Origin of the sequence: Marinobacter sp., from assembly GCF_033722195.1 — a bacterium.
GTDB lineage: Bacteria > Pseudomonadota > Gammaproteobacteria > Pseudomonadales > Oleiphilaceae > Marinobacter.
Genome location: NZ_JAWVZL010000027.1, coordinates 1 through 18,209 on the forward strand (window position 1 = coordinate 1; position 18,209 = coordinate 18,209).

An 18,209-nucleotide genomic window follows, 5' to 3' on the forward strand; every position below is an offset into this window, starting at 1 on the left:
GCCGAACATGATGTTCATATTCTGGACCGCCTGGCCCGCCGCGCCTTTGACCAGGTTGTCGATCACCGAGGACACAATGACCACATCGCTGTCCTCCTGGCGGTGCAGCGCCATGCGGCAGTTGTTGGCGCCGCGCACGCTGCGGGTTTCCGGGTGGCTGCCAAACGGCATGACGTCGACAAAGGGCTCGTTGGCGAAGCGCCGCTCGTAGAGCTCCTGCAGGCGGGCAAAGTCCGCCGGATCCCGCAGCTGGGCATAGAGCGTGGCCTCGATGCCGCGGATCATCGGCAGCAGGTGCGGCACAAAGGTGACCCCGACCGCGTTGCCGGAGGCGGCATCCACCAGGCCCTGACGGATTTCCGGCAGGTGCCGGTGGCCGGAAGCGCCATAGGCCTTGAAGCTTTCACCGATCTCACCGTGCAGGGTGCCGACACTGGCTTGCCGGCCGGCACCGCTGGCGCCGGACTTGGCGTCGGCAATCAGCCGGGAGGCGTCCACCAGGCCGCCCTCCAGCAGGGGCAGAAAGCCCAGCTGTACCGCTGTGGGGTAGCAACCGGGATTGGCCACCAGTTGGGCGCCGCGAATGGCATCACGAGCCACCTCCGGCAGACCATAGACCGCCTTGGCGGCCCACTCCGGGCTCTCATGGGGCATACCGTACCAGGACGCCCAGACCTCCAGGTCCTTGAGACGGAAGTCCGCGGACAGGTCCACCACCCGGGTGCCACGGGCCATCAGCTCGGGCACCATGCGCATGGCCACACCATGGGGCGTGGCGAAAAAAACCAGGTCGCACTGGCTGAGCCGGTCCACATCCGGCTCGGTAAAGGCCAGGTCGAAATGGCCCCGCAGGTTGGGATAGAGGTCGGCCACCGCCTGGCCCGCCTCTGAGCGGGAGGTGATCTGCTCAACCCTGGCCTCCGGGTGTGCCGCAAGGATCCGCAACAATTCCACCCCGGTGTAGCCCGTGCCCCCAACAATGCCTACTTTGATCACTAGAAACTCCCGTTGTCCTGTGTGCCGGTACCGGTACCAAAAAGGCGGCCTCCCGGCCTTCGCCAACACCGGCCCGCCGAAACCATAGTCTATCATGATACTGCAGTGTCCGATTGCGGGCAGAATCACGACCGTTACAATACGTTAAGAACCTAAGGAGCCTCTGATTAACTCCTGAATGGCCTCTGCACGATCTGAAGGCTGTAGCTGCAAGGCGCGGCTCGCCGCCAATTGCCGTAGTCCTTGGCAAGAGCCGCAACGTAGCAGCTACAGCCTTCAGAACGCGCCCTTCGGGGCTTTCAGAGCAATCCACACTCGGCGTTGCGACTTTTTGTAAGGTCCCGACATGACTACAAAGTCGCGCCTTGATTGTGAATCGCTCTGAAAGCCAGAGGCGATCCAGGAGTTAATCAGAGGCTCCCTGACTGGCCGGGAAACCACAGCGCGATGCGGAAGTTAAAATCAAAACTGACGGAAAAGCTGATCCCGATGTTCCGGCGCCGGCTGTCGGATGTGGACGCGCTGCCACAGCTGGCCCTGCTGGGGTTGCTGTCCGGCCTGGTGACCGGCTGCGTGATTCTGGTTTTCCGGTTCGCCATCGAATGGCCGCTGCAGCAGTTCCTGCCGGGGGAGGGTTCGGAATCCTTCGAAGAACTGGGCCTGCTCACCCGCGGTCTGCTGCCGTTTCTGGGCGCCCTGGGCCTGGGCCTGCTGATGCACCGGCTGGCGACAGCGGACCGCAAGGTAGGGGTGGTGCACGTCATGGAGCGGCTCAACTACCACCAGGGCTACATCACGCTTCGCAGTGCCGTGGTCCAGTTCATTGTCGGTGTGGCCACCGTGGTGACCGGCCAATCGGCGGGCCGGGAGGGACCCGCGGTTCACCTGGGGGCGTCCTTTTCCAGCCTGATGGGGCAGTGGATGCGGCTGCCCAACAACAGCATCCGGACCCTGGTGGCCTGTGGCTGCGCGGCCGCCATCTCCGCCTCATTCAACACCCCGATCGCCGGCGTGATCTTCGCAATGGAAGTGGTGATGATGGAGTACACCATCGCCGGCTTCACGCCCATCATCCTGTCCTCGGTCAGCGCTGCGGTCGTCAGCCAGGCGATCTACGGTGCGGCGCCGGCTTTCTCGGTTCCACCACTGACCATGAACTCGCTCTGGGAGATTCCCTGGATCCTGGCCATCGCTGTTATCATTGGCGTGGCGGCCGCCGCCATGATCCACATCGTGCGGCTGGCAGGCCGCTTTCATAACCAGCCGGTCCTGCTTCGCCTGACCGTGGCGGGGCTGATCATGGTGCCCTTCGCCATTTTCATTCCCGAAGTCATGGGTATTGGCTACGACACCGTGCAGGCCACCATCAGCAATGAACTGCCATTCTGGCTGCTACTGGGAGCGGCCACCGCCAAGCTGCTGGTCACCGCCGCCACCATCGGGCTGGGGATGCCCAGCGGCATCATCGGCCCCACCATTTTCATCGGCGCGACCCTGGGGGGCGCGATGGGGGCCATTGGCAACAGCGTGGCACCGGGTACCGCATCGTCAGTGGGCTTCTACGCCATGCTGGGCATGGGGGCCATGATGGGAGCGGTACTGCAGGCACCGCTGGCAGCGCTGATGGCCCTGTTGGAACTGACCCGCAACCCCAACATCATCCTGCCGGGCATGCTGATCATCACCAGCGCCAGCCTGATCACCAGTGAGGTATTCCGACAGAAGTCGGTGTTCCTGACCATCCTGAAAAGCCAGGGCATGAGCTATCAGAACTCGCCCATCATCCAGGCCCTTCGGCGGGTGTCGGTGGGCGCCATCATGGACCGGAGTATACTGCGCACCGAACGGCGGCTGTCGCTGGCGCAGGCCCGGGATGTGCTCAAGTCGGAGCCCAAATGGCTGATCGTGGAGGGCAGCAATGGTCCGACGGCCCTGCTGCCGTCCGTTGATCTGGCCCGGCACCTCGATGCCCTTGAAGAGGAACAAAGGGAACAGCGAAAGGAGGAGCGTAAGAACGCGGAGAAAGAGGGGGAGGACGAGGAGCCGCAGGTGGACCTCATGGACATTCCCGCCAATCGCCGGGACATCGCGCCGGTGCAGTACCAGGCCACGCTGGAGGAGGCGCTCAACGAGTTCGACCACAGCCAGGCGGAGGCCCTCTACGTGCAGCGCCACGTCGCCCCGATGATCCAGCGGATCTACGGGATAGTATTGAAGTCCGATATCGAGAGTTACTACCAATACCGAAAAAGCTGACGGCTCGAACCGAGAAGGCATCCCCGCCAGCAACCGGATGCCATCAAGCTTTCAAATCGAGGACACATTATGCTGTGGGTGAAAGCCTTCCACATCATTGCCATGGTGTGCTGGTTCGCCGGCCTGTTCTACCTGCCGCGGTTGTTCGTGTATCACGCCGCCTGTGACGACCAGCCCGGCCGGGAGCGCTTCAAGGTCATGGAACGCAAGCTCTATCGCGGCATCACCACCCCCTCCATGATTGCCACGGTGGCGCTGGGGTTCTGGTTGATCAGCTATAACCCCAGTGGCTACTTCAGCCAAGGCTGGCTGCACGCCAAGCTGGCGCTGGTGGCCCTGCTGGTTGTCTACCACGTCTATTGTGGCCACCTGGTGAAAGTATTCCGGGACGACCAAAACCGTCGCAGTCACGTATTCTACCGTTGGTTCAACGAAATGCCGGTGCTGGCACTGGTGGCCGTAGTGATCCTGGCCACCGTCAAGCCGTTCTAGCGCCGCCCCGAGTCAAGGAGGCATTGCCATCAAACTTCGTCAGCGCCCACAGCTTCTGATTCTTTCCGGCCTGGACCCGTCCGGGGGAGCCGGCATCCAGGCCGACATCCAGACCGCCACTGCCCTGGGCGTGCACCCGCTGCCGGTACTCAGCTGCCTGACGGTCCAGGACACCCGCAATGTATACGGTGCCACCGCGGTGGACGCCGACCTGGTACGTCGGCAGCTGGAGTGCCTGGCGGCCGATACGCCCTTCCATGCGGTCAAGACCGGCGCCCTGGGCAACGCCGAGATCGTGGAAGTACTGGCCGACTTTCTCGATGCCTATCCCGATATCCCGCTGGTAGTGGACCCCGTCATCAAGGCCGCCGGCGGTGGCGATCTGGCGGACGACGCCCTGGTGGCGAGCATGCGTGGCACCCTGTTCAGCCGGGCCCGGGTGGTGACCCCCAATGGCATCGAGCTGGCCCAGCTGGGCGGCTCCGATGATCCGGACGAAGCCGCCGCCCGGCTACTGGCCGGCGGTTGTCGTTCGGTGCTGGCCACCGGCGGCCACGGCACCGGCGAGAACATCATCAACCGCCTGTATCGCGAGCACGAGGCCGACCGGGAGTGGGCCCTGGAGCGCATTGGTGGCGAGTACCACGGCACCGGCTGCACCCTGGCCGCCGGCATTGCGGCCGGTCTGGCGCAGGGGCTTGGGCTGGAGCAGGCGATCGAGCAGGCCCAGGTCTGCGTACTGGGAGCCATCCGCCAGGCGATTGCCGTCGGCAAGGGCCAGCCGGTGCCGGGCCGCTACGTGCCGCGAGCGGATCAGCCATGACCGGCAGCGCCGTCCCCTCCGGCCTCTACGCCATCACCGACAGCACGCTGCTGCCCGGTGAGCGCCTGTTTGAGGGTGTGGCCGCCGCGCTGCGGGGTGGTGCCGTCATGGTCCAGTACCGGGACAAGAGTGACGATGCGGCAGCGCGGCTGCACCAGGCCAGCAGACTCCAGGCCCTGTGTCGCGATGCCGGCGCACCGCTGATCATCAATGACGATGCCGAGCTGGCCCGCGCAGTCGGCGCCGCCGGCGTTCACCTGGGCCAGGACGATGCGGGCCTCGCCGAGGCCCGGGCTCTGCTGGGGGATGAAGCCATCATCGGTATCACCTGTCACGGTGAGCTGGCACTGGCGGAAAGGGCCGCTGAGGCCGGTGCCGACTACCTGGCGTTTGGCCGCTTCTTCCCGTCCACCACCAAACCGGGCGAGCGCTACGCTGACCGCTCGCTGCTCACCGATGCCCGCCCGCTGGGACTTCCGCTGGTTGCCATTGGCGGTATCACCGCGGAAAATGGTGCCCAACTGGTGCAGGCCGGCGCCCACTGCCTGGCGGTGATCGGTGACCTGTTCGGTGCCAATGACATCGAACGACAGGCCCGGCGCTTCGACCACATGATCCGGCAGAACCGGCCCGCCGGCCGCTAGCTGCCCCACAGTCATCCAATCCGACCATCCGGGAGTTTCCTGACATGACGCAGTCCGAATCGCTTTTTAAGCAGGCGCAGAAATATATACCCGGTGGCGTCAACTCCCCGGTGCGGGCCTTCCGCGGCGTTGGCGGCACCCCGCTGTTCTTCAAACACGCCAAGGGCGCCTACCTGTATGACGAGGACGGCCGCCGCTACATCGACTACATCGGTTCCTGGGGCCCGATGATCCTGGGCCACGGCGACCAGCGCATCATCGACGCCCTCCATGCCCAGATCGACCTGGGGGTGGGCTACGGCGCACCCACATCCATAGAGACGGCCATGGCCAAAAAGGTGTGCGAGCTGGTGCCCTCCATCGACCTGGTGCGAATGGTCAACTCCGGTACCGAAGCCACCATGAGCGCCATCCGCCTGGCCCGCGGCTACACCGGTCGCGACAAGATCGTGAAATTCGAGGGCTGCTACCATGGCCACGTGGATTCCCTGCTGGTCAAGGCCGGCTCCGGCGCCCTGACCCTGGGCGTACCCAATTCTCCGGGCATCCCCGCCAGCTTGGCGGAACACACCCTGACCCTGACCTTCAACGACATCGACAGCGTGCGCCAGACCTTCGCCGAGCTGGGCGAGCAGATCGCCGCCATCATCGTTGAGCCGGTAGCCGGCAACATGAACTGTATCCCGCCGGTGCCCGGCTTCCTGGAAGGTCTGCGGGAGGTCTGCGACGACTACGGCACCGTTTTGATCTTCGACGAGGTGATGACCGGTTTCCGGGTCGACCTGGGTGGCGCCCAGGGCCACTACGGCGTCAAACCGGACCTCACCGCCCTGGGCAAGGTCATCGGTGGTGGTCTCCCGGTGGGCGCCTTCGGCGGCAAACGCGAGATCATGGAGCACATCTCGCCACTGGGGCCGGTCTATCAGGCCGGCACCCTGTCCGGCAACCCCCTGGCCATGACCGCCGGCCTTACCACCCTCAACGCCATCGCCGAACCCGGCTTCCACGACCGGCTGGCGCAGAAGACCCTGGCGGTGCGCACGGGCCTCAAGGCCGCGGCCGACCGCCAGGGCATTCCGCTGGCGGTGCAGGGCGTGGGCGGCATGTTCGGCTTCTTCTTCACCGAGGCCGAACAGGTGACCCGCTTCGACCAGGTCATGGCCTGCGACGTAGAGCGCTTCAAGGCCTTCTTCCAGGGCATGCTGAAAGAGGGCGTCTACCTGGCGCCGTCGGCCTTCGAGGCGGGTTTCACCTGCGCGGTGCTGTCCGACGACGACGTTGAGCACACGGTTCAGGCCGCCGAGCGGGTGATGGCCACGCTGTGATCCTTTGGCCCAGAAGGACCGCCAGTCTTTCCGGGCCAGCACCGTGAACCCCGTCACAGTTTCGACCCCTGTCATGCCCTGCCCGCCTTGAATCGTTGACTTTGATCACTCCCTGCTCAAACCATGACTTGTCTCTGACGAGATACGCACTGACTGCGAGCATCCAACAACAAGATTCAGCAGAGTCAGCGCAGGGACGCGGGCCGGGTGACACGCCGGCCACCGATTGCAGTAGCGGACACACCGAGCAGTACGGGAACGGACCCCTTGTTGGGTATAGCCGGGCCAGGCCACACCGCCTGTGCCCGACCGCAGTTTGATAACAAAGACAACAGCAAACTGTAGGTGCCACAATGAAACCTTGGATAAAAGCAGCCGTCCTGCTTTGCGTGATGGCGTGGTCAGCGCCCACGCTGGCATGGTGGTGGACACCCTCGAACTACACCGAGACCCGCTATCCGATCGTGCTGGTCCACGGCATGTTCGGTTTCGACTCCATTGCCGGCGTGGATTACTGGTACGGCATTCCGGAAGAACTGGGCCGCTACGGCGCCACCGTCTACACCACCCAGGTGCCGGCGCTGGACAGCACCATTGCCCGGGGCGAGGCCCTGCTGCCCCAGGTCCAGGCCATTGCCGCGGTCCACGGCAAGGTCAATCTGGTTGGTCACAGTCACGGCGGCCCCACCGCCCGCTATATTGCCCGGGTGCGCCCGGACCTGGTGGCCTCGGTGACGTCCGTGGGATCGCCCCACAAGGGGTCACCGGTGGCTGATCTGATCTACGGATCTCCTGCCGAAAGCCTGGCCGCGAAGCTGGGGAATGCCCTGGGCAGCCTGATCGACCTGCTGTCAGGCGGCGGCTACAACCAGGACCTGCGCGCCAGCCTCTATTCGCTGACCACCCAGGGCAGCGACGAGTTCAACCGCTTTGCCCCCGCCGGCATGCCCACCACCGCTTGCGGTGAAGGGGCGGCGAGCGTCAACGGTGTGCGCTTCTATTCCTGGGGCGGCACCGGTGTTCTGACCAACGTGCTGGATCCATCCGACGCACTGCTGGGCACTACCAGCCTGGCGTTCGGCTTCGGCGCCAACGACGGCCTGGTAGGCCGTTGCAGCAGCCGTTTCGGCGACGTTATCCGGGACAACTATTTCATGAACCATCTGGATGAGGTTAACCAGGCGCTGGGCCTGCACAGCCTGTTCGAGACCGACCCCAAGGCCGTGTTCCGCCAGCACGCCAACCGGCTGAAAAACGCCGGGCTCTGAGCAGTCTCAGGGCAAACGAAAAAGGGGCGCCATCGGGCGCCCCTTTTCTTTGCCCCTGCGCCATCAGAACTGGAGATCCAGACTCACCAGGGCGACATGGTTGTCATAGGCATACTGTTTCAGGCTGCTCTCGTTCTTGCGGTAGCTGGCCTCCGCAGTCACGGACCAGGCGGCTGACAGCCTCAGGTTGGCCTCCAGCCCTGCCAGATAGCGATGGTCCACGCGGCGCCCCGACTTCCGCTCAGGGCTGGGGCTCAGGATATAGGCATCGGGGTAGTCGCTATAGCGGTATGCCAGTTCGGCGCCCAGGGAGAGCCGGGGCAGTCCCAGATACGTCAGACCGGCTTCCAGTTCCTGGCGCCGGGGCGACACGCTGACAAACTGACCGTTGCTGGCCAGATCATCCCGGTCGTTGTGCTCGAGGCGCAGCTGCACGCGCGGCTGCCACTGCTGCAGCCTGACCCGGTAGCCGGCACTCGCCAGGTACCGCATACCCTCGTAAGGCTCGAAGCCGGTGAAGGGCGTTATCCGGCTGACCGCCAGCGCCAGGTCACAGCGGCCGTTGCCGGTTTGCAGCCAGCAGCCGTACTGGCGGGCGCTCCCTTCCAGAGTGGTGTGGTACTCTCGGGACTCATCGCCAATTCGGAAATAGCTCTGGCGCAACCGCAACTGGTGCTGGCCGTCTCGACGCTCGGAGGTCCAGCCCACACCCAGCTGCAGGGCATCGTTGTTGAAATCATCCTCGGAGGTGTACTGACGCCGGTAGAAGCTGGCGCTGAGATCAATGGACTCAGCCGAATCCGTATCCGCATCCAGGGTCAGTAAAGGCCCCTGCGCCACCAGGATCAGCTCTCCAAAGCCGTCGGACAGATCGGTGGCGGCGGTTTCCGGCAACAGCGAAAGGTTATCCTCATAGCCGCCGCCCAGGGCCGCAAACCCCAGCCAGGGGCCGGCCGTGACGGGTTCCGGCTGGTTCAGTTGCGCCAGCGCCAGGCGCCTGAGCTTGTCCTGCTCGGCCTCCTCGGCCACCGCCTGGAACCAGGTCTGGGCTTCGGCCGGCCGGCCGGCCGCCTTGGCCACCAGGCCCAGGTTATAGCGCGCCAGGTCGGCATGGGGGGTGCCCAGCAGGGCAGCGAAGGCCTCACGGGCCTGATCGTAGAGCGACAGCCGGTAGTAGACCACACCCAGGTTGTAATGCAGGGAGCTCGATTTCAGCCCGGCGTCACGGGCCTGCTCCAGCAATAGCCGGGCGCGCTCGAGTTCACCGGCCTGAAAAGCCGAAACACCCTCTGCCATGAGGGTACGCGGGGAGGCTTCCGGGGTGGTGACGGCGTTGTCGGCAAGCACCTGCGGCAGTGCCGAAGCGCAGAGCAAACCTGCCAGTATCTGGGCCAAGCGAAGTCGAGCCAAGGATTCTCCCGCTGAGTGACGCCACGAGCGCGGCGCAGTGGATCTCAGGCGGAGTATACCAATTCATGACGGATTACCAAGGGCCCGGTTGCGGACCATGACTTCCCGTCAGTCATTCAGTTCAGGTTGGGTCAGCAGATCCTGGTCAAGAAGCTCGTCCGGATCCGGCAAGTCGTTCTGGTCCGGCAGTGGCTCCTGAACATCATCCAGACCCGGAGGCAGCTCGGGGGGCAGGTCAAGCTTGCCGTCAGCCCTGCCTGCGGGCAACTCCTCACGGTTGCCGCGGGCCTGCTCGGAGATCTGCTCACCCAGCGCACGGCCCTGGGAGCGGGCCTCGGTAGCCTGATCGCGACCCTCAAACCCGGGCCGGCCCGGGGCCACCTGCATCGGCTCCGGCAGTTCCAGCTCCTGCACCACCCGCTCAGACAGCTCGTTGTCGTCCAGCACCATCCGCATGGTGACATCCAGATCTTCCTGCCCCTGGGCCAGCGCGATGACCGGACAAAGCATCAGGATCAACATCAGGCCAGACGCCTGGCTGAAAGGAGACAGGCTGGTCGTTTTCATAGCGAAGACTCCTTCTCACTACTTTCCAGTCCCGGAAGGGGCGTGCGGAAAGTCTTACGTTTGTTGCCGTCATCCAGGTGGGCCACCAGTTCGCCCGCTTCAGGGTAGGCGATGCGCAGCGGCAGCGAAATGACATTGTCACCCGGTTTCAGGTCCACCTGCCACGTCAACTGGTGATGGCCCGGAAAGCGCGCCAGCTCGACATTTGGCGGCAGTTCCAAGGTCAGACTGACATCATCCAGCTGGGAGGCCGAGGTGAACGCCAGGCGAACAGTCTGCTCCCGGGACCAGGCTGCGGGCGTCTCGGCGCCGGTGCCGTCCGCGACGGGCAGCGACTGCCGGGAGGCCGGCGACCACAGACTGGCAGCGGCAACCGCCAACGCCAGCGAGGCCGCGATGGCGGCACCAGCCAGCGGCCTGGACATTGACCGGGAACGGCCCCTACCGGTGGCCGCGGCCAATACCCGGGACTCGAAATCCGGGGTAGGCGAAGGAATTGCCTCACGTCGCAATTCCTCACTGATGCGCTGCTCCCAGACCTCGCGCAGGTAGCAGCGCTGGCAGCTCGCCAGATGGGCTTCAAGCTCACCCCTTGCCGCCGGCGACAGGGTGTCCCCCAGCGCCTGCCGCTCGATCTGTTGTTGTGCCTGGTGGCAGCTCATCATAGTCATCACCTCAGTCCTCTACACGCAAGCCGGCCAGAAACGGTTCCAGGCGATGCCCCAGATTTTTACGCAGCCCGGCCCGGCACCGATGTAATCGGGACTTCACCGTGCCAACCGCGATGCCCAGCACCTCGGCGATTTCCTCCTGGCGCCAGCCATCCACGTCGTGCAGCAGCAGCAGGCTGCGCTGATCCGGTTCCAGTGCCGCCAGGGCCTCGTCCAGTGCCAGCCGCAACTGGTCCTGGCCCAGGTGCCGGTCCGGCTCAACGCCGGCATCCACCAGGGTGTCAAGAAAATCCTGCCCGGCGTCTTCTGACATCAGGCCGCTCACCGCCCTGTCAGCACGGCGGGCGTACTTCCGGGTCAGATCGATGAAATGCCGGTAAAGGACCCGGTTGAGCCAGGGCCCGGGCTGATCCACCGCCAACAGCTCATCGGCTCGGGGATAAAGCTTGGTGAGCACATCCTGCACCAGGTCCTCGGCATCGTCCCGCTGCCCGGTAAGGCGAAACGCGAAGCGATACATGCCGGCGAGATGCGGCTGCACACAGCGTTCAAAGCGTTGGGCCCGGGACCGGCCGAATGGAATCAATGCCACAAAGACAACCTGCGGATTCTGGTTTCAACGCGCCGTTATACCAGAAGTTGGTCGACTGCGCCTTTATCATTGCGACAGTTTGACAAAAATCAGTCAAAAGTCCGAACGGGGCCTTTCACTAACAATTTGTAACACCGAAGGCCGGAACGCGAGGGCCAGCTCCGGCGTTCTATCTATACGGCGTCGGGGCCTGTCAGGGTAACCGGTGCCGAAAATTGATTATAAAGCCCGACACAATAAAGAACGGGCAGACCATTTCGGAGGCTTTCATGAAGCACACACTAATCAAGGGATTCTCTGTAGCAGCACTGGCGGCGGCTGTTGCCGCTTGCGGCGGCAGTGGCAGCGATACCGCAACCGGCACCATGTCGCTGGGGCTCACCGACGCACCGGTAACCGACCTGTCGGTAGCGCAATTGAACATTACCTCGGTGGAGGTTAAGCCGGCGGATGGTGAAAGCGTTACCATCAACCTGGAAACCGCGGTGGACATCAACCTTCTCGATTTCCAGGGCGGCAAGGTTGCACAGCTGTTCGAGGGGCAGGAATTCCCGGCGGGTCAATATGAATGGATCCGCCTGCACCTGGGCGAGGACCCCTATGTGGTTGAAGCATCCGACCCCAACCAGACTCAAATCTTCCTGTTTCTTCCATCTGGTCGCCAGACCGGGCTCAAGCTGCAAGGTGGTTTCGTCATACCGGCCGGCGGATCCTCTGATTTCACCATCGATTTCGATGTTAAAAAATCAATTATCAATGCGGGTGGCAATGCACCGGCCGGTAGAGACAAGTACATCCTCAAGCCTGCTCATCGCCTCATCGACAATGTCGAGGCCGGCTCCATCGTGGGCGAGGTGGATGTGATCAACCTGGAGCAACAGCTTGGTTGCGACGTGAATGACAGCTACTTTGGCTCCGTCTATGTCTACGAGGGAGCAGACGTTACGCCAACGGATCTAAACGTGAACGTGGAAGACAGCGGCCCACTGGTGGCGGTAACCGTGGATAACGAGGATCAGGCAAGCCTGTACAGCTACAAGGCGGCTTTCCTGCCGGCAGGGGATTACACCATCAGCTACACCTGCCAGCCCGACGACAACGAGACCACCGAAAGCCTGACTTTTACAGGCACCCAGAACGTCACCGTGACAGCCAATACAGAAACCACTGCTGCCGTCATTCAGTAGAAATCCAGACGAAACCCAACCATATAGCCCCCCGTTCGCGGGGGGCTTTTTCGTTAAAGCGCCGCCGCCCGGGCCTCGGCCTGGTTGGCTCCGGCAGTGTTGCCGTTGGCGCGACGGATGTCCGCCAGCAGCATCCAGCCTGCCCGTTGCAGACGGGTGTTGTTGCCGGCGAGGGAAAGGCCCTTGAGGGTGAACTGCTCGGCCTTGGCGAAGTTATCCATCCGCACGTAGGCCTGGGACAGCTTGTAATAGACTTCCGCCGAGCGCGGTGAGATCCGCTGCGCCCGCTCCAGGGTACTGACCGCGCCCTGCACATCCCCTGCGGTCAGCTGACCCTCAGCCTTGCTCACCAGGCTCGAGGCCGCCGGCGACAGGGGTTCGCCCTGCTCCTGATAACTGGGGGCACTGGACTGAGGCGCCTGCGGTTCTTCGGCTTGCTCCGCCGGAGGCAGCTCTGACTTGCGGATACGTTTCTCACGGGCCTCCACTTGGGGGGGCTCCGGCACGTCCTCATAGGCGGGTGACTGGTCGGCTGGCACGTAGATGGTGCCACCGGGCCCGGTGGCGCAACCCGCCACCAGCAGCGTCATGGCCATCAGTGGCAGTGACTTGTATCGCTTCTGAATCATTGGAACAACCCCTCAAACCAGCCCCGCAGGCGTTTTGTCATGTTTCCGGAACAGCTGATCCGGGCTACCGGCTCACTGCCGGTGATGAACGGCATGAAACGCGCGTTCTCGCAGTGTTCATCCGTCAGCGCGCCCTGCTCGGCATTCACCCAGTGGTACTGCACCCCATCCGGCATTACCGGAGAAAACCCGTGCTGGGGCACCTGTGCCATGAACCGGGACCACACCGGCAGAGCGCCGGTGGCTCCGGTCAGCCGGGTCGGGGCGTTGTCATCCCGACCCACCCAGGCCACTGCCAGCAGGTCGCCGCTGAAACCGGCAAACCAGCTGTCGCGGCCATCATCCGTGGTCCCGGTCTTGCCTGCAAGGGCCAGATCACGGGACACAAAGCGATACGCCGAACTGCCGGTGCCCTCCCGCATGGTCTCCTGCAGGGCGTACTGCACCAGGTGTACGGCGGCCGGGTCCAGCACCTGGTCCACCGCCAGGCTGTACCGCGACAGGGACTCACCCGCGGAGGTGGTGACTTCCCGAATGGTGCGCAGCGGCATGTTGAAGCCCGAGGTGGCCAGGCCCTGGTAAAGCGACGCCACTGTTACCGGGGTCATGTTGACCGAGCCCAGCAGCATGGAGGGGTAGCTGGAGATGGGCCCGGTGACCCCGAGCCGCTGCAGAGTGTCGGTGACCGCATCCACGCCCACGTCCAGACCAACCCTCACCGCCGCCAGGTTGTAGGATCGGGACAGGGCCCGGTGCAGGGGCACCTTGCCATGCTCCTCGCCGTCGTAGTTCTTTGGTTCCCAGCGCCGGCCGTCGTCGAATACCAGGGCGAAGCGGCGGTCCTCCAACGGAGTGATCAGGTTGTAGCGGCCGGCGTCCTGCAGGGCAGTCAGGTAGGTAAAGGGCTTGATCAGGGAGCCGATCGGCCGCTGGGCATCCAGCGCGCGATTGAAACCGGCGAACCGGGGCTCGCGGCCACCCACCAGGGCCAGCACCTCGCCGGTGTCCCGGGAGGTCACCACCAGGGCCGACTCCAGCTTGTCAGGGCCGCCCTTGGGATCCAGGTTCCTCAACGTCTCGCTGACCGAATACTCAGCCGCGTACTGGATGGCCGGATCCAGGGTGGTGAAGATTCTCAATCCCTCACTCTGCAGGTCGGCCTGCTTGTAGTCCCGCGCCAGGTGGCGCCGCACCAGGTCGATGTAGGCTGGATAGCGGTTCTCGGAATAGGAGGGTTTGGCGGCAACGCCCAGAGGCATTGCCTGGGCCGCCCGGGACTGGGGTTCGGTAATCAGGCCATTGCGGGCCAGGGTCTCGATCACCAGGTTGCGGCGCGCCAGGGCCCGCTGCGGATGACGGCGGGGGTCGTAGTAGCTCGGTCCCTTCACCAGCCCGATCAGCAGGGCGTACTGGTGCAGTTTCAGGTCGCTGACCGGCTCGCCGAAGTAGAACTGGCTGCCCAGACCGAAGCCGTGGATGCCACGGGTGCCGGCCTGGCCCAGGTAGACTTCATTGAGGTAGGTCTGGAGGATTTCCGGCTTGTCGTAGTGCAGCTCCAGCAATAGCGACATGATGGCCTCGTTGGCCTTGCGCACCAGGGTCTGGTCCCGGCTCAGATAGAGATTCTTCACCAGCTGCTGGGTCAGGGTACTGCCCCCCTGCACCACCCGCCCGGCCTGCAGGTTGACCCAGAGGGCGCGGGCAATAGCCAGCGGCGCAATGCCGTGGTGGTCGAAGAAGTCGCGGTCTTCCACCGCCAGCAGGGTTTCGGTGAAGCCCTCGGGCATGTCGGAGAGCTGCACCAGCACCCGGTCTTCCTTATGGGCCGGGTAGATGCCGCCGATCTGGGCCGGCTCCAGGCGCAGGATGGGGGTTGCCGGGCCTGCCAGCGCCCGCAGGCTGGTGACCCTGTCTCCGCCTATGGTCAGGGCCACACGCCGGCGCGGCTCATCGCCATCGGCAAAGCGGAAACCCCGTGTGCTCAGGGTGAAGCGGCCGCCGGCCTGGTTGAAGCTGCCCGGCGCAACGCCATCGCCCCGGCGGTAGCCAATCAGCTCAAGCTCGCGGACAAAGCTAGCCGGGCTCAGGCTGGCGCCCTCATAAAGTTCGAGGGGGCGGGCGAAGACCCGGGACGGCACCTCGAAGCGCTGACCTTCGAAACGTTCGGTCACCACGGCGTCCAGGTAAACGGTCCAGCCGGCGAGGATGACCAGGCCAACCAGGCTCGCCCTGAATACCAGGCGCCAGAACCAGGGCCGGCGTCCGGACGGCTTGCGGGGAGATTTACGGCTCGATTTCTTGCGGGGGCGGGATGGGCTCATGGCGGCGATTATAGCGAACCCCGGCAGGCCCCGAGCAGCCCCCCTGTGTGTCATTTATGTAATCTGATCGCTATGATGGGCCCAACGACGCTAACTATCCGTGCAAGGAGAGACCTGTGAGTGACGCACCATCCAGCGATCTGATACAGGCGCTGCAAGACCCGGCGCTGTACGACCACCCCGTCAAGGAGTTCCGGGTGCTGGAAACTCACATATCCTGGGTCATCCTTACCGGCGACTTCGCCTACAAAATCAAGAAGCCGTTGGACTTCGGCTTCCTGGACTTCTCCACCCTGGCCCGGCGCAAGCATTTCTGCGAGGAGGAGCTGCGTCTCAACCAGCGCCTGGCGGAGAAACTCTACCTGGACGTGCTACCCATTACCGGCAGCCCCGAGGCGCCGGAGATCGGCGGCAGCGGCGAAGCCATCGAGTACGCCATCAGGATGCGCCAGTTCGACCAGGCGGAGCTGCTGGACGCCCGCCAGGAGCGCAGCCTGCTGGAGCCGGAACTGCTCACCACGCTGGCCCGTCAGGCCGCCGAATTCCACAACCGCATTCCGCAGGTGCCGGCGGACAAGCCCCTGGGCACGCCCGAGGCGGTCTACGCCGCCATGCAGGAGAACTTCGACCAGATCCGGCCCATGCTGGACGACGCCGACCTGCTGGAGCAGGTGGACCGGCTGGAGGCCTGGACCCAGGCCACCTTCGAGCTGCACCGGCCGCTAATCCAGCAGCGCCGCGATGAAGGTTACGTGCGTGAGTGCCACGGCGACCTGCACCTGGCCAACATCACCGTCTACGAGGGCGAGGTAACGGTGTTCGACTGCATCGAGTTCAGCGAGCCCTTCCGCTGGATCGACGTGATCAACGATCTGGCCTTCCTGCTCATGGATCTGGAGTCACGGCGTGAACAGCCGCTGGCCAGCCTGGTGCTGAACACCTACCTGGAGTTCCGCGGTGACTACCAGGGCCTGGCCCTGCTGCCACTCTACAAGGCCTATCGCGCCATGGTGCGGGCCAAGATCGCGCTCTTCACCAAGGCCAACCCGTCGCTGAGCGAGGCGGAGCGGGCCGGCCTGCACCAGCGCTATCGGGATTACGCCGAGCTGGCGGAGAGCTACAGTGAGATCCCCTGCCGCTTCATGCTGGCCACCACCGGCCTGTCCGGCAGCGGCAAGTCCGTGATCAGCCGCGCCCTGGCCATGGAGCTGGGGCTCATACGGCTGCGCTCGGATGTGGAGCGCAAACGCCTGTTCGGGCTCGGGCCGCTGGACCAGAGCAAGTCCACCCCCAAAGGCAACATCTACACCGACGAAGCCACCCGCCAGACCTACGACACCCTGGCGGGACTGGCCGGCGAGGTGCTGGGTTACGGGCTGGGGGTCATCGTCGATGCCGCCTGTCTGAAACAGGCCGAACGCAAGCAGCTGGCCGAGGTGGCCGAAGCCCAGGGCGTGCCCTTCGCGCTGATCGACTGCGAGGCCCCGGAGAGCCTGCGCCGCAAGTGGATACGGCAGCGCTCCGGGGACGCCTCGGAAGCGGACGAGAGCCTGCTGGACGAGCAGAAAACCTGGCTGGAGCCACTTGGCGAGCAGGAACGGACCCACACCATCCACGTCCACACCGAGGAAGACCGTGTCGCGGAGGCCCTGGCGGACCGGATTCGCCAGCACTTCGGCTTGCCGGCGCTGTAGCCGGCGCTACACTTAAGAAGGAGAGATTCACCGGCGCCGCCGGCCAAGTTGTGTCCCATCGGCCAAGTTGTAGGGGAGCCACAGACAGTGGAAGAGATTCGCGTAATCGACGACCCGCTTTACCAGACCCTGCGGAATGAGAACATCGAGGCGTTCAACACCGCCAAAGCCAGGATGACGGAGTACCCCAGCTTTTCCCATGGTGACTTTCGGGGCCTGGATCTGCGTTCGATGAATGCCGACGGCCTGGACCTGAGCCATGCCTACTTCCGTGGTGCCGATATCCGCGGCATCGACTTCAGCAAGGCCAATCTGGAGGGCGCCAGTATCGCCGGCGCCAAGATTTCGGGCTGCTACTTCCCCCGGGAGCTGCACGCCGACGAGATCGTGATGTCGCTGAACCACGGCACCCGCATGCGCTACAACATGGTGAAATAACGGCTGCTGGCGCCGCCTCTCAGCCGGCCAGGTTGACCGGAAGCTCCCGCACCAGGGCCAGGGACCCCGAGGGCTCCCCGGCCCTTTCCAGATCCGCCTGCCAGGCCATCACCTCCACCCCGGCAGCCGCTACCTCCCGCAGCATCCGGCCGTAGACCGGATCAATATGGTCGGCGGGCCGTACCTCGGTGATGCCGGTGTGGTTGACGCAGAACAGCAGCACACCCCGCTCCCCGGCCGCCACCTGAGCCGCCAGCTCCCGCAGGTGCTTCTGGCCGCGAACACTGACCGCATCGGGGAAATAGCCCACACCCTGCTGGCAAAGGGTCACGTTCTTGACTTCCACCCAGGCGTCCGCGCGAGCATCGTGGCCTGACAGGTGCAGGTCGATGCGGCTGTTTTCCTGGCCGTAGCGCTTCTCCGCGCGAACCTCCGGGTAGCCGGCCAGGGTCGGGATTCGGCCCTGCTCGATGGCGTCCCGGGCCTGGCGGTTGGGCCGGCCGGTGTTGATACAGGCGAGCGTGCCCGGAGCGGTTTCCACCAGCTCCCAGGTGTAGCGCAGCTTGCGCTTGGGGTCGTCGCTGGCACTCAGCCACACCCGGCCCTGCTCGGGCTGGCAGCCCATCATGGAACCGGTATTGGGGCAGTGGGCGGTCACCTCGGTGCCATCGGCGAGTACCACATCGGCGAGAAAACGCTTGTAGCGGCGGACCAGGCGGCCCTCGATCAAATCCGGAGTGGCAACCACCCTGACCTCCTGACAACAATGAACTGGGCCGGTCATGATACCCAAACCACCACCGTGCGCCAGCGCATGGCGGCCCCATTGAAGGCTGGCGCACCCCCGGCATATCTGCTATTTTCCGCAGATTCTGCCCTGCTGCCGCCGTGGCGCG

At 64.4% G+C, this 18,209-nt stretch carries 17 protein-coding genes; 9 read left to right on the plus strand and 8 right to left on the minus strand.

From position 1 onward, the window contains the following. Positions 1 to 996: N-acetyl-gamma-glutamyl-phosphate reductase (gene argC / locus R3280_RS07275; RefSeq protein ID WP_318997926.1), on the minus strand; the 996-nt coding region annotated here is incomplete at its 3' end. Between the two features lie 447 nt (positions 997 to 1,443). Between argC and R3280_RS07280 the strand changes: the two genes are divergently transcribed. The 6 genes from R3280_RS07280 (at position 1,444) to R3280_RS07305 (ending at position 7,804) form a co-directional block, all read left to right on the plus strand. Next, positions 1,444 to 3,252 carry a chloride channel protein gene (locus tag R3280_RS07280; RefSeq protein WP_318997927.1) on the plus strand — a complete coding sequence of 603 codons (1,809 nt, stop codon included), beginning with the start codon at positions 1,444 to 1,446 and terminating at the stop codon, positions 3,250 to 3,252. Positions 3,253 to 3,321: 69 nt separating this feature from the next. Continuing rightward, positions 3,322 to 3,744, plus strand: coding sequence for a protoporphyrinogen oxidase HemJ (hemJ, locus tag R3280_RS07285; protein ID WP_318997928.1), 423 nt, complete (start codon positions 3,322 to 3,324; stop codon positions 3,742 to 3,744). A gap of 55 nt (positions 3,745 to 3,799) precedes the next feature. Then, positions 3,800 to 4,567: a hydroxymethylpyrimidine/phosphomethylpyrimidine kinase gene (locus tag R3280_RS07290; protein ID WP_318997957.1), complete on the plus strand. Its 768-nt coding sequence runs from the start codon at positions 3,800 to 3,802 to the stop codon at positions 4,565 to 4,567. Beyond that, complete coding sequence (gene thiE / locus R3280_RS07295; RefSeq protein WP_318997929.1) at positions 4,564 to 5,211, plus strand: thiamine phosphate synthase; 648 nt, start codon at positions 4,564 to 4,566, stop codon at positions 5,209 to 5,211. The genes R3280_RS07290 and thiE overlap by 4 nt, the downstream gene beginning before the upstream one ends. A gap of 44 nt (positions 5,212 to 5,255) precedes the next feature. Further along, positions 5,256 to 6,536 carry a glutamate-1-semialdehyde 2,1-aminomutase gene (hemL, locus tag R3280_RS07300; protein ID WP_318997930.1) on the plus strand — a complete coding sequence of 427 codons (1,281 nt, stop codon included), beginning with the start codon at positions 5,256 to 5,258 and terminating at the stop codon, positions 6,534 to 6,536. Between the two features lie 353 nt (positions 6,537 to 6,889). After that, positions 6,890 to 7,804 carry a lipase family alpha/beta hydrolase gene (locus R3280_RS07305; protein ID WP_413468752.1) on the plus strand — a complete coding sequence of 305 codons (915 nt, stop codon included), beginning with the start codon at positions 6,890 to 6,892 and terminating at the stop codon, positions 7,802 to 7,804. A gap of 63 nt (positions 7,805 to 7,867) precedes the next feature. On the opposite strand, the gene R3280_RS07310 is transcribed toward R3280_RS07305, so the two are convergent. The 4 genes from R3280_RS07310 to R3280_RS07325 form a co-directional block, all read right to left on the minus strand. Next, complete coding sequence (locus tag R3280_RS07310) at positions 7,868 to 9,214, minus strand: tetratricopeptide repeat protein (protein ID WP_318997931.1); 1,347 nt, start codon at positions 9,212 to 9,214, stop codon at positions 7,868 to 7,870. A gap of 108 nt (positions 9,215 to 9,322) precedes the next feature. After that, the gene (locus R3280_RS07315) at positions 9,323 to 9,781 is read right to left on the minus strand and encodes a hypothetical protein (protein WP_318997932.1); all 459 of its coding nucleotides are present in this window, start codon (positions 9,779 to 9,781) and stop codon (positions 9,323 to 9,325) included. After that, positions 9,778 to 10,452 carry a zf-HC2 domain-containing protein gene (locus R3280_RS07320; protein WP_318997933.1) on the minus strand — a complete coding sequence of 225 codons (675 nt, stop codon included), beginning with the start codon at positions 10,450 to 10,452 and terminating at the stop codon, positions 9,778 to 9,780. Before R3280_RS07320 ends, R3280_RS07315 begins: the two co-directional genes overlap by 4 nt. A 4-nt stretch (positions 10,453 to 10,456) precedes the next feature. Next, positions 10,457 to 10,993 carry an RNA polymerase sigma factor gene (locus R3280_RS07325; RefSeq protein ID WP_318997934.1) on the minus strand — a complete coding sequence of 179 codons (537 nt, stop codon included), beginning with the start codon at positions 10,991 to 10,993 and terminating at the stop codon, positions 10,457 to 10,459. 320 nt (positions 10,994 to 11,313) lie between these two features. On the opposite strand from R3280_RS07325, the gene R3280_RS07330 reads away from it, so the two are divergent. Beyond that, positions 11,314 to 12,231 (plus strand): DUF4382 domain-containing protein, encoded by a 918-nt coding sequence (locus tag R3280_RS07330; protein WP_318997935.1) that lies wholly within the window; start codon positions 11,314 to 11,316, stop codon positions 12,229 to 12,231. 53 nt (positions 12,232 to 12,284) lie between these two features. Here the strand turns inward: R3280_RS07330 and R3280_RS07335 are convergent, their stop codons facing one another. Continuing rightward, a complete protein-coding gene (locus R3280_RS07335; RefSeq protein WP_318997936.1) occupies positions 12,285 to 12,860 on the minus strand; it encodes a tetratricopeptide repeat protein in 576 nt (191 codons plus the stop codon). Then, on the minus strand, positions 12,857 to 15,181 hold the full coding sequence (gene mrcB, locus R3280_RS07340; RefSeq protein WP_318997937.1) for a penicillin-binding protein 1B: 2,325 nt from the start codon (positions 15,179 to 15,181) through the stop codon (positions 12,857 to 12,859). Before mrcB ends, R3280_RS07335 begins: the two co-directional genes overlap by 4 nt. Before the next feature lie 116 nt (positions 15,182 to 15,297). Between mrcB and R3280_RS07345 the strand changes: the two genes are divergently transcribed. Together R3280_RS07345 and R3280_RS07350 are read left to right on the plus strand one after the other, a co-directional pair. Continuing rightward, positions 15,298 to 16,875, plus strand: coding sequence for an AAA family ATPase (locus R3280_RS07345; RefSeq protein ID WP_318997938.1), 1,578 nt, complete (start codon positions 15,298 to 15,300; stop codon positions 16,873 to 16,875). An 87-nt stretch (positions 16,876 to 16,962) separates the two neighbouring features. Next, entirely contained in the window at positions 16,963 to 17,313 is a 351-nt protein-coding gene (locus R3280_RS07350; protein ID WP_318997939.1) for a pentapeptide repeat-containing protein, read from the plus strand. Between the two features lie 19 nt (positions 17,314 to 17,332). Here the strand turns inward: R3280_RS07350 and sfsA are convergent, their stop codons facing one another. Next, a complete protein-coding gene (gene sfsA, locus R3280_RS07355; RefSeq protein ID WP_318997940.1) occupies positions 17,333 to 18,061 on the minus strand; it encodes a DNA/RNA nuclease SfsA in 729 nt (242 codons plus the stop codon). Positions 18,062 to 18,209: the final 148 nt, after the last annotated feature.